The organism is Pseudomonas sp. MH9.3 (assembly GCF_034354675.1).
Taxonomy (GTDB): Bacteria; Pseudomonadota; Gammaproteobacteria; order Pseudomonadales; family Pseudomonadaceae; genus Aquipseudomonas.
The window spans coordinates 1,932,593-1,944,168 of sequence record NZ_CP133785.1 but is presented as its reverse complement, the minus strand read 5'-3'; the positions used below and the strand labels follow the sequence as shown (position 1 = coordinate 1,944,168).

Sequence of the window (11,576 nt, the reverse complement as noted above, 5' to 3'; positions counted from 1 at the left end):
GGGACAGTCTCGCATGATGCAAGGGGTTAGTCAGTGTCGACCAAGGTCGCCCCCTCGATCACCTCGGTTGCAGGGTTTTCTGACGCAGGATGTAAACCGTTACCAGCACGGCGCTGGTCAGCATGAACCCGCGCGCCCAGGGCGAGGGCACCAGGTAGCAGGATACGCCGATACTCAGCCACATCAGGCCGATGGCGTAGACCTTGCCCTTGAGCGGGATGCCATTGCCGTCCAGATAGCCTCGAATCCACGGGCCCAGTTGCGGGTGTTCCACCAGCCAGCGGTAGAAGCGCGGAGAGCTGCGTGCGAAGCAGGCGGCGGCGAGCAGGAGGAACGGCGTGGTGGGCAGCACCGGCAGGAAAATGCCGATCACCCCCAGCGCCACGCTGAGCCAGCCAATGGCCAGCAGCGTATAGCGCAGGAGCGGCGAGCGATTGCCCATGGGTGTCACGGGCAAACCACTCAGTGGTGGCGAGGCTTGAGAATCGCCGGTTTTTCGTCAGGCGCGTTGCACAACAGATACAGCGCGGTGAGGGCTTCCGGGATCTGTACGATCATGTCGTCCATCAGATTGGCGTCGGCGGCGATGTCGGAGAATTCAGCTTCCTCCTCGAACAGGCCCGAACCGACCATGATTGGCAGCAGCATCTCGCTGACTTCTTCTTCGGCCGATTCGAACCAGGCGGCTTCACGCAGGAACACGCCTTCCATGAAACCGATGCACCAGCCGCGCAGGTCGGAGTCATCCGGATCGTCGCCCAGGTCCAGCTCGCACGGCAGCTCGAATTCCTCGTCGGAGGCCAGTTGGCGACCGATGTGAGCCTTGAGGGCCACCAGGGTGGATTCGATTTCTTCGCGGTGGGCGTCGTCGGTGTAGTGAGGCTCTTCAGCGAACAGCGCGTCGATCCATTCACGGTCGGGGACGACGTCGGCGCAAATCGACAGGGCGGTCAGGTAGCCGTGGGCGGCCACGTAGTCCAGCGCCTCGTCATGCAGCTCATCGGCGTCGAGGAAGGCTTGCAGGCGGGTTAGTTGCTCAGCGAAGGACATTGAAGGACTACCTTGGGAATAAACGATGCTGAATTCTAGGCTTTCTTGAGCGCCCAGGCCAGCCGCACTGCATATTTGCCAGGTTTTAGCGAGAGAGGTCTATTCGTCAGTCGCGCCCTTTGCCGGATGACGCTCGGGTATACTGCCGCGTTTTGTGATGCCCCATGCAGGCCGGGCGGCGCTCCGGGAAAACTTCGCTTACGGATTATTTTCCGTGCCCGCGCAGTTTTTCGGCCAGCCTGTACAGAGGGATTTCGGCACCATTTTGGAGTTTTACATGCTCGAGCAGGCTCAACGCGTCCTCAAGGACATCTTCGGCTACGACAGTTTTCGTGGCCGCCAGGGTGCGATCATTGAGCGCGTGGCCAACGGTGGTGATGCCCTGGTATTGATGCCCACCGGCGGTGGCAAATCCTTGTGCTTCCAGGTGCCAGCCTTGCTGCGCAATGGCCTGGCGGTGGTGGTTTCGCCGTTGATCGCGTTGATGGACGATCAGGTGGCTACCCTGGAAGAACTCGGCGTCGCGGCGGCCTCGCTGAACTCCACTCTCAGCGCCGAGCAGCAGCGCGACCTGGCCGCACGCATCAAGCGCGGCGAAGTGAAAATGCTTTATCTGGCCCCCGAGCGCCTGGTGCAGCCGCGCATGCTGGCGTTTCTGCAGAGCCTGGAAATCGCGCTGTTCGCCATCGACGAAGCCCACTGCGTGTCGCAGTGGGGGCATGATTTTCGTCGCGAATATTTGCAGTTGGGCCAGTTGGCCGAGCTGTTCCCCGATGTGCCGCGTATCGCCCTGACCGCCACCGCCGACAAGCGTACCCGTGAGGAAATCGTCGAGCGTCTGCATCTGCAGAACGCCGAGCGTTTCCTGTCGAGTTTTGACCGACCGAATATCTTCTACCGCATCGTGTCCAAGGAGCAGCCGCGAAAGCAGTTGCTGGCGTTCCTGTCCGAGCGGCGCAGCGATGCCGGCATTGTCTACTGCCTGTCGCGTAAAAAGGTCGACGAAGTGGCGGCGTTCCTCTGCGAGCAGGGCTACCCGGCGCTGCCGTACCACGCGGGCCTGCCCAATGAGACGCGCTCGGCCCACCAGAAGCGCTTTCTCAACGAGGAAGGCCTGATCATGGTGGCAACCATTGCGTTCGGCATGGGTATCGACAAATCCAACGTGCGCTTCGTCGCGCACATGGACCTGCCCAAATCCCTCGAGGCTTACTACCAGGAAACCGGCCGCGCCGGCCGCGATGGCCTGCCGGCGGATGCCTGGATGGTCTACGGCCTGCAGGATGTGGTGATGCTCAAGCAGATGTTGCAGAACTCCGAAGGCGACGAGCGTCACAAGCGCCTGGAGCAGCACAAGCTCGACGCCATGCTGTCGCTGTGCGAAGAAACCCGTTGCCGTCGTCAGACCTTGCTCGCCTACTTCGACGAAGACATGCCCGAGCCCTGTGGCCATTGCGACAACTGCACCGATGGCGTGCAGACCTGGGACGCCACCGAGCCGGCGCGTCAGGCATTGTCGACCATCTACCGCACCGGCCAGCGCTACGGCGTGGGGCATTTGGTGGATGTCTTGCTGGGCAAGGACAACGAGAAAGTGCGCAGCTTCGGCCACGAAAAGCTCTCGGTCTACGGCGTCGGCAAGGCCCGCGCCGAGGGTGAATGGCGTTCGTTGTTCCGGCAGATGGTCGCGCGCAACCTGGTGGATATCGACATCGAAGGTTACGGCGGCCTGCGCCTTAACGACAGTTGCCGGCCGCTGCTCAAGGGCGAGGTAACCCTGGAGCTGCGCCGCGACCTCAAGCCGCAGACCACTGCCAAAAGCAGCAGCACCAGCCAGGCCAGTCAGTTGGTGCGTGGCGAAGAACGCGAACAGTGGGAAGCCTTGCGCACCCTGCGCCGCAAACTGGCGCAGGAACACAGCGTGCCGCCTTACGTCATCTTCCCCGACTCCACCTTGCTGGAGATGCTGCGCGAGCAGCCCACCACCATGGCGGAGATGGCCAGGGTCAGCGGCGTGGGCGCGCGCAAGCTGGAGCGCTACGGCCAGGCCTTCCTCGAAGTACTGGGCGGGCAAGCCGAAGCGCCGAAGGAAGTCGCCGATATCCGCCACGAACTGATCAGCCTGGCGCGAGCCGGCATGACGCCGATCCAGATCGCTGGCCAACTGCAATGCTCGGAAAAAAACGTCTACACCTTGCTTGCTGAATCCATTGGCAAGCAGCAATTGTCACTTGAGCAGGCCCTTGATTTACCGGAGGATCTGCTCGGCGAAATTCAGGATGCCTTCCTTGACGGAGAGGGCGAACTGCCACCCGTTGCGGAGATCGCACCGCTGTTCACCGGACGTGTGCCGGAAGGCGTCCTGTACTGTGTACGTGCGGCGTTGCAGTCTGAATTCGAGATTTAATGGGCCAATTGCGACAATGTAACGAATCAGTACATAGCCACTATTGCCTATGGGCATGGCTCATGCTTAGCTGACTAATAATTAGCCAAACTTTATTTTCAGTCTAAAACACGAGTTTTTTATGCCGTTAACCGATCAACACCGATTTGGCATGCAACTGGCGCAAATGTCCCGAGGTTGGCGCGCCGAGCTGGACCGCCGCCTTGCGGGGCTGGGCTTATCCCAGGCGCGTTGGCTGGTGCTGCTGCACTTGGCGCGTTTCGAAGATGCCCCGACTCAGCGGGAGCTGGCGCAGAGCGTAGGTGTGGAAGGGCCGACCCTTGCGCGGTTGCTCGACAGCCTCGAAGGCCAGGGGTTGGTGCAGCGCCAGGCTGTGGTGGAGGATCGGCGGGCCAAGCGGATTTTGTTGTGTGATACGGCTCGGCCGTTGATTGATCAGATTGAGACGATTGCGACTGCTTTGCGCCATGAGTTGTTTGTGGGGGTGGATGAGGCGGATTTGAAGGTGTGCATGCGGGTGCATGGGCATATTTTGCAAAATTTGGAGAAGTCTTGATTAAGTGATCCGTTATTTGGGTAATGGCTACTGGCGGTTCTGCTCTTACAGCGGGTCACTTTTTGAAGAGCACAAAAACTAACCCAAAACGCTTCGCCCCAACACTCGGCACCTCGCCTGCGTTCGGCCAGCGTGTTTGACGGGGCGCTTCAGATCAAAAGCAAAAGCGCGGCAGCCTTAGAACCGACGGGAATTGTCTGCCGTACGCCGTAAAATGTGGGAGGGGGCTTGCTCCCGATGAGGGTGGGTCAGTCAGCTTATGTGTAGCTGACCCACTGCTATCGGGAGCAAGCCCCTCCCACATTTGGATCTCCATTTGTCTGATGGATATCACACTGCTTTGGTTACTTTGGGCTGGGCCGGCATTCCGGCTCTTTTCCAAACTGACCCGCCGTAAGGGCGGAACCAATAGCCGCCATTACCTAAATAGCGGATATATACCCCGCCCAAGAACCCCCCCCTTAAAACGTCTGCCCCAAATTCAAATAAACCGCCTTCTGCCGTTCATCATTAAACCCATAACTGAAATTCAACGGCCCCAGCGGCGTATCAAACCCCAAAAACACACTCGCAGCATTGATATACCCGCTGTCGAACTCATTATCATTGTTCCACGCCCGGCCCCGCTCCAGAGAAGCCCCCAGGTACAGCGGGAAATCCAGCGGCAAGTACGACCGCGGCGTCAGTCGGCGATAGTAAACCGCTCGCATCAGGCTGATGTTCTGCCCGGAAATCGCATCCTGACGAAACCCCGACAACTGCCGCGCGCCGCCCAGCAGAAAGCTGGAAACCACCACCTCCGAGTTGTCCAGCGTGCGCCCATAGCGGCCCCCCAGCACCAGCGTGTCCGGGCCATGGCTCATGGCCTTGTCCAACTTGAACTCCCATTGCCGGTAGCGCTGGTCGGAGCCCAGTCCCGGTTCGAATTCGCGGAAAGCCAGGGCGATATCTTCGCCCGTGTGGGGGAAGTACACATTGTCCAGGGAATCGAAGGAATATTTGAGTTCGTAGAAGCCTTCGCTGAAGCTCGCACTCGGCAGGTCGCGTTCGCCGATGCGCACGTCCGCCTTGCCCCACGCTTCACCGACGCCGAAGCGAATCTCGCCGCTGTTGCCGATCTGCCGCCCGATATTCAGGCCAAACCCATAGCGCTCCACGCGGTATTCGGCGATCGGGTCGTTGTCCAGCACCAGTTCGACGTTTTGCGCCCTGGCGGTTAGATAGGGCGCAACGAAGTAACGCGAGCCGGCGTCCATCGGTTGGTAGAACTCGCTGTACAACTCCTGCCGATCACCGATCTGCACACGCGTCAGCCATTCGGCACCGAGGCGGTTGATGCCGTTGACGCGGTAACTGGCGCCCAGGTTGAAGGCACTGTCGCCGCGCATGTCGTCCGACAGGTTCAGGCCCAGCCGCAGGTAGTCGGTACCGCTGCGCTTGCCCCGTGCGCTGATCACCAGGGTGTTGTCGCGGCCTTTTTTCACCACGCGGTATTGCACCTGTTCGAAGTAATCCAGGCCATACAGGGTGCCCATGTCCGATTGCAGGCGGCCCAGGTTGAGGGGCTCGCCCAGGGGTTGGCGGATGTAGTAGCGGATTACGTCGTCGCTGACTTTCGAGTCGTTCTCCACGTTGATGGCGGTAATCACGGGTGTGCGCTCGCCAGGGGCTCGCGCGGCCACCAGCTCGGCATCGATCTGTTCGGCGGGACGCAGGTGGGCCAGGCGCTGGTCGAGGGCGCGGGTGGCGCGGTAGCCGGCGTCGATCATGTCCCTGGCGCGGCCGAAATCGGTGACGCCGTAGGCGCTCAGTGGCGGCTGGATCAGCACGTCCTTGGGATGCAGGGCCTTGAGCTGTTCTTCGGAGTTGCGCCGGGTCATCAGGGTGATGGACTGGTTGAGTACATCTACCACCGTAGCCAGTTGCTTGCGCGAGCGTAGCGGGGTGCCGATGTCGACCACGATAGCAATGTCGACGCCCATCTCACGCGCCACATCCACGGGAATGTTATCGGTCATGCCACCGTCCACCAGCAATCGGCCGTCCAGTTCCACCGGGGCGAACACGGCAGGGATCGACATGCTGGCGCGAATCACCTGGGGCAGGTGGCCTTTGCTGAACACCACTTTTTCGCCCGTGGTGATGTCGGTGGCCACCGCCCGAAACGGGATAGGCAGTTTGTCGAAATTACGCGTGTTGCTGCTGTGGGCGAACATGCTCTCCAGCAGCAGCGCGAGGTTCTGGCCCTGGATCACGCCCAGCGGCAGGCCGAGGCTGCCGTCGTCGCGGAAGCTGAGTTTCTGCTTGACCAGGAAATCCCGGTCATCCTGCTTGCGGCGAAACGGTACGTCTTCGCGTGGTGGTGCATCGGACAGGGCTTGCTGCCAGTCGATGCTCAGCGCGAGTTTTTCCAGTTCGTCGATCTTGTAGCCCGATGCGTACAGCCCGCCGATCACCGCGCCCATGCTGGTGCCGGCGATGGCATCGATGTGGATGCCTTGCTCCTCCAGCGCTTTGAGCACGCCAATGTGGGCCAGGCCACGCGCGGCGCCGCCGGACAGCACCAGGCCGATTTTCGGGCGTGGCGGTTCAACGGCATCGGCAAGAAGGGGAAACAGGCACAGGAACAGGCAGGACAACAGGCGGCGCATCATGAATCTCAAGGCTGGGCGATAATGGCCGGTATTATAGCCACTCGATCCGCTGAGGCCGTTACGCCAGGAGCCTGTCAAATTATGTCCGCGAACAAACCCGAGATCGTCATCACCTACTGCACCCAGTGCCAATGGCTGCTCCGCGCGGCGTGGCTGGCGCAGGAGCTGTTAAGCACCTTTGCCGAGGATCTGGCCCGGGTCGCACTGGAGCCTGCGACCGGCGGCGTATTTCGGATTACCTGCGACGGCGTGCAACTGTGGGAGCGCAAGGCCGACGGCGGCTTCCCCGAGGCCAAGGTGCTCAAGCAACGGGTACGTGACCAGATCGACCCGCAACGTGATCTGGGCCACAACGACCGCACCGCTTAGGCGTCAGCTTGCCCCAGCCGGCTGTTTTGCCTGAGCGGCGCTGCCCATCAGGCCGGACAGCACAATGGCGACGATGATCAGCGCGCCGCCCAGCAGCATGCGCAGGGTCGGGGTCTCGGCGAACAGCAGCCAGGCCACGGTAATGCCATAGACCGGCTCCATGGCGAACACCACCGACGCGGTGCGTGCCTTGATCACTGCCAGGCTGGCAACAAACAGGCTATGGGCCAGGCCCGTGCAGAACACCCCGAGCAGGCCGATCCACAGCCAGTCAATCGCACGCACCTGCGCCAGCCCCGGTGCCGCCATGGGCAACAGGCATACCGCGACCACCACGTTCTGGCACAACGCCGCCTGCACCGCCGGAATTCGCCCGGAGCCGGCACGGTTGTTCAGCGACAGCAACGAGAACAGCAACCCCGAGACAATCCCCCACAACAGGCCGCCGGTGGCTTCGCTGGCAAGATTGAAGTCCGGCGTCACCAGCACCAGGCCGACCGTGACCAGCGCCACCAGCAACACTTCATTGGCACGGATGCGTTCGCGAAAAATCAGCCCTTCAAGGATCACGGTAAACGCCGGGAACGCAGTGAACCCCAGCGTGGCAACCGCCACACCGGCCACTTTGACCGCAATAAAGAACGTCACCCAGTGCGCCGCCAGCAGTACGCCGCTGACCACCAGTCGGCGCCAGTCGCGCATCTGCAGTGGCTTCCAGGGAGCATTGCTGGCGAACCGGGCAAATACCGCCAGGGCCAGCACGGCAAACGCGGCGCGACCAAACACGATAATGGCGGGTGAGGCGGCCGCCAGTTTGCCGAATACGCCGGTGAGGCCAAACATCAGTGCGCCGATATGCAGGGCGCCGAGGGCTGAGCGGGGAGTCATTGCGATCCTTGAACCAACGAGGTGACAGAGGCGCAGTCTAGTGGGTTGCGCAGGTCGGCGTCTGTCGTCCGCCTCGCGATTTTTATCGCATGACTATTCCTACAACGCACACTGCGTCGGGATGATCGCAGCCAGGTCGCTGTCATCAGACTGACGCACCGTTGTCATGGGCTATTAATCGCCAGGGCGCAAGCTCGCGAAAACACCGCCGAGGCAAGCCCATGACCAGTGCAGAGTCCATCAAGCCCAGCCGCAAGCAAAGGGTGCGTACCCTGTGGATTTCCGACGTGCACCTGGGCACCCGGGATTGTCAGGCTGAACACCTGTCGCAATTTCTCAAGGGCTACCACGCCGACAAGGTGTACCTGGTGGGCGACATCATCGATGGCTGGAAAATGCGCGGCGGCATGTATTGGCCCCAGGCTCACACCAACGTGATCCGCCGTCTGCTGACCATGGCCAAGCGCGGTACCGAGGTGATTTATGTCACCGGTAACCATGACGAATTTTTGCGCCGCTATTCCAAGCTGATCCTGGGCAATATCCAGTTGGTGGACGAAGCGGTGCACGTCACCGCCGATGGTCGTCACCTGCTGGTGATTCACGGCGACCAGTTTGACGTGATCACCCGCTATCACCGCTGGCTGGCGTTTCTGGGCGACTCGGCCTACGAATTTACCCTCACCTTGAACCGCTGGCTCAACCATTGGCGGGCGCGCTATGGCTATGGCTATTGGTCGCTGTCGGCGTATTTGAAGCACAAGGTGAAGACCGCAGTGAGTTTTATCAGCGATTTCGAAGAAGCCATCGCCCACGAAGTGACCAAGCGCGAGCTGCACGGAGTGGTGTGCGGGCATATTCACCATGCGGAGATTCGCAAGGTGGGCGAGGTGGACTACCTCAACTGCGGGGACTGGGTTGAGTCCTGCACCGCGCTGATCGAGCACTGGGATGGGCAGATCGAGTTGTATCGCCTGGCGGATGCGCAGGCGAAAGAAGCGCAGCTCAAGGCCGAAATGGTCGCAGGCTGAAGGTGTGGGAGGGAGCAAGCCCCTCCCTCCTTTAGTTGGGTGACACGTCGGCGATGGCCTGGGCCAGCCTATTCAGGCGTGTTGCATCAATGCCTGCGACGTTGGCCCGTCCCGAACTCACCATGTACACGCTGTGCTTCTCACGCAGTTGTTTGACCTGCTCGGCACTCAGGCCGGTGTAGGAAAACATTCCGCGCTGCGTCCCGATGTGCGCAAACCGCTCAGCCAACCCGTGGGGGGCCAGGGCGTCCACCAGCCCGGCACGCAATTGGGCGATGCGCGCGCGCATGGCTTCGACCTCGCCGCTCCACAGGGCGCGCAGTTCAACGTCGCCGAGGATGGTTGCGACCACTGCAGCGCCATGATCCGGCGGCGTCGACCACAGGTTGCGCGCGGTATTGGCCAATTGGCTGCGCACATCCGTCAGTTTCTCGGCATCGGCCGCACACACAATCAGCGCGCCCACGCGGTCGCTGTAGAGGCCGAAGTTCTTCGAGCACGAGCTGGTCACCAGCACTTCGGGCAACTCGGCGGCAAACAAGCGCACGGCCCAGGCGTCCTGTTCCAGGCCATCGCCAAAGCCCTGGTAGGCGAAGTCGATCAGCGGCAGCAACCGGCGCTCGCGCACAATCTGCAGCACCTGGCGCCAGTCATCCTGGGACAGGTCGAAGCCGGTCGGGTTGTGGCAGCAGGCGTGCAGCAGCACCACGTCGCCCTCCGGCACCGTGGTCAGCGTCGCCAGCATTGCCGCTACGTCCAGGCGATTGTCAGCCCCCACGTAGGGGTAGTGGCTGACCTTGAGCCCGGCCCTGGCGAAGATGCTTTCGTGGATCGGCCAGGTCGGGTCGCTCAGCCAGACACCACGGCCGGGCAAACTCTGGGCGATGAAGTCGGCGCTCAGGCGCAGGGCACCGGTGCCGCCCGGGGTTTGGGTGGCGCCGGCACGACGTTCGCCGAGCACCGCTGAATCGGCGCCCAGTACCAGTTCGCAGAGCAGGGTGCCGAAGGCCGCATTGCCGTGGCCGCCGATGTAGGTCTTGGTGGTCTGCGTGTCCACCAGGCGCTGCTCGGCGAGTTTCACCGCATGAAGAATCGGCGTCAGGCCCTGATCGTCCTTGTACACGCCCACGCCGAGGTCGAACTTGTGCGGGCTGGCGTCCTCGGCGTACAGCTCCATCAGGCCCAGGATCGGGTCGCCGGGCACGCGGCCAATGGCATCGAAATGCATCACTTGCGGCCCTCGGCGCCGGTGGCCACTTCGTCGGTGCGCGCGGCCATGATGAAGTCGTTGCGGTGCAGGCCCTTGATCGAGTGGCTCCACCAGGTCACGGTGACCTTGCCCCATTCAGTGAGCAGGCCAGGGTGATGGCCCTCGGCTTCGGCGATCTCACCCACAGCGTTGGTGAAAGCCAGGGCGAACTTGAAGTTCTTGAACAGGAATACCTTTTCCAGCTGCATCACGCCGTCGCGCACTTCGATGTTCCAGTCAGGGATCTGCTTGAGCAGTACCGGCAACTCTTCATCGCTGACTTGCGGGGCGTCGGCGCGGCAGGCTTCACAGTGGGCTTGGTTCAACGTGGTCATGGAGATGTCCTGAATTCGAAAGGTGAAGGTCAGTGGCGTCACCCTAAAGCAACGCGCGGCCAGGGAACAGACTCACCTGGCGTCAAAATACACGGTTCAGGCAGCCTTGGGCTTGGGGGGAAACTTGGGCGCGTGCAGACCCAGCTGCATGCCGCGCTCGACCATGCCCATGATGTCTTCCTGCGCCACGTCGAACAGGCGCTTGAGCTCGGGCAGGACGAAATACAGCGGTTGCAGGATGTCGATGCGGTACGGCGTGCGCATGGCTTCCAGTGGGTCGAAGGCTTGATGTTCGGGCTGCGCTGACAGGCTGTACACCGTCTCCCTGGGCGACGACAGAATGCCGCCACCGTAGATGCGCAGGCCGGCGGGGGTGTCCACCAGGCCGAACTCGATGGTCATCCAGTACAGCCGCGCCAGGTACACCCGTTGCTTCTTGGTGGCCGCCAGGCCGAGCTTGCCGTAGGTGTGGGTGAATTCAGCGAACCAGGGGTTGGTCAGCAGCGGGCAGTGGCCGAAGATCTCGTGAAAGATATCCGGCTCTTGCAGATAGTCCAGTTCCTCGCGGGTGCGAATAAACGTCGCCACCGGAAACTGCTTGCTGGCGAGCAGCTCGAAAAAGGTCTGGAAGGGGATCAGCGCCGGAACGCGAGCCACTTGCCAGCCGGTGGTGTCGGCCAGCACTTGATTGATTTCGTCCAGTTGCGGGATGCGGTCCAGTGGCAGTGCCAGCTTGTCGATACCGTCCAGGTATTCCTGGCAGGCGCGACCCTCGATCACCTTCAGTTGGCGCGTGATCAGGGTATTCCACACCGCGTGTTCTTCCGGCGAGTAATGGATAAAACCTTGCGCATCGGGCTCGCGGGCCACGTATTGCGTCTGCTTCATACGGCTCTCCTGCTAGGCGTTCATTATTGTTATGTCCTGCGATACCGGTATTGATACGCCCTGCCGGGCAGGATTCCATCCGGTTTCCAGAGTCAGTTGCAGGAAAACTCACTACCGTTCGTAAAGAATTCGTTACGAATCTGCGCTCG

Annotated in this window: 11 protein-coding genes; 4 read left to right on the top strand and 7 right to left on the bottom strand. The window is 61.5% G+C overall.

Annotated features, from left to right (window positions below):
* Positions 1–58: 58 nt before the first annotated feature.
* Together RHM60_RS08235 and RHM60_RS08230 are read right to left on the bottom strand one after the other, a co-directional pair.
* Entirely contained in the window at positions 59–442 is a 384-nt protein-coding gene (locus RHM60_RS08235; protein ID WP_322214160.1) for a YbaN family protein, read from the bottom strand.
* Between the two features lie 20 nt (positions 443–462).
* Entirely contained in the window at positions 463–1,050 is a 588-nt protein-coding gene (locus tag RHM60_RS08230; RefSeq protein ID WP_209983512.1) for a YecA family protein, read from the bottom strand.
* A gap of 277 nt (positions 1,051–1,327) precedes the next feature.
* On the opposite strand from RHM60_RS08230, the gene recQ reads away from it, so the two are divergent.
* Together recQ and RHM60_RS08220 are read left to right on the top strand one after the other, a co-directional pair.
* Positions 1,328–3,457 carry a DNA helicase RecQ gene (gene recQ / locus RHM60_RS08225; RefSeq protein WP_322214158.1) on the top strand — a complete coding sequence of 710 codons (2,130 nt, stop codon included), beginning with the start codon at positions 1,328–1,330 and terminating at the stop codon, positions 3,455–3,457.
* A 121-nt stretch (positions 3,458–3,578) separates the two neighbouring features.
* Positions 3,579–4,013, top strand: coding sequence for a MarR family transcriptional regulator (locus tag RHM60_RS08220; protein ID WP_057010357.1), 435 nt, complete (start codon positions 3,579–3,581; stop codon positions 4,011–4,013).
* A 461-nt stretch (positions 4,014–4,474) separates the two neighbouring features.
* Here RHM60_RS08220 and RHM60_RS08215 read toward each other — a convergent pair whose 3' ends face one another.
* Complete coding sequence (locus RHM60_RS08215) at positions 4,475–6,664, bottom strand: patatin-like phospholipase family protein (RefSeq protein ID WP_209990439.1); 2,190 nt, start codon at positions 6,662–6,664, stop codon at positions 4,475–4,477.
* A gap of 84 nt (positions 6,665–6,748) precedes the next feature.
* On the opposite strand from RHM60_RS08215, the gene RHM60_RS08210 reads away from it, so the two are divergent.
* On the top strand, positions 6,749–7,036 hold the full coding sequence (locus RHM60_RS08210) for a SelT/SelW/SelH family protein (protein WP_209983508.1): 288 nt from the start codon (positions 6,749–6,751) through the stop codon (positions 7,034–7,036).
* A gap of 3 nt (positions 7,037–7,039) precedes the next feature.
* On the opposite strand, the gene RHM60_RS08205 is transcribed toward RHM60_RS08210, so the two are convergent.
* Positions 7,040–7,924, bottom strand: coding sequence for a DMT family transporter (locus RHM60_RS08205; RefSeq protein ID WP_322214157.1), 885 nt, complete (start codon positions 7,922–7,924; stop codon positions 7,040–7,042).
* Between the two features lie 221 nt (positions 7,925–8,145).
* Here RHM60_RS08205 and RHM60_RS08200 point away from each other — a divergent pair, with 221 nt between their 5' ends.
* Complete coding sequence (locus tag RHM60_RS08200; protein WP_057010361.1) at positions 8,146–8,955, top strand: UDP-2,3-diacylglucosamine diphosphatase; 810 nt, start codon at positions 8,146–8,148, stop codon at positions 8,953–8,955.
* Between the two features lie 31 nt (positions 8,956–8,986).
* Here the strand turns inward: RHM60_RS08200 and RHM60_RS08195 are convergent, their stop codons facing one another.
* The 3 genes from RHM60_RS08195 to phhA all read right to left on the bottom strand — a co-directional run bounded on the left by RHM60_RS08195 (position 8,987) and on the right by phhA (position 11,427).
* Entirely contained in the window at positions 8,987–10,183 is a 1,197-nt protein-coding gene (locus RHM60_RS08195; RefSeq protein ID WP_416195168.1) for an amino acid aminotransferase, read from the bottom strand.
* Positions 10,183–10,539: a 4a-hydroxytetrahydrobiopterin dehydratase gene (locus tag RHM60_RS08190; protein WP_003238764.1), complete on the bottom strand. Its 357-nt coding sequence runs from the start codon at positions 10,537–10,539 to the stop codon at positions 10,183–10,185. The genes RHM60_RS08195 and RHM60_RS08190 overlap by 1 nt, the downstream gene beginning before the upstream one ends.
* Before the next feature lie 96 nt (positions 10,540–10,635).
* On the bottom strand, positions 10,636–11,427 hold the full coding sequence (gene phhA, locus RHM60_RS08185) for a phenylalanine 4-monooxygenase (protein WP_322214155.1): 792 nt from the start codon (positions 11,425–11,427) through the stop codon (positions 10,636–10,638).
* Between the last annotated feature and the right edge of the window lie 149 nt (positions 11,428–11,576).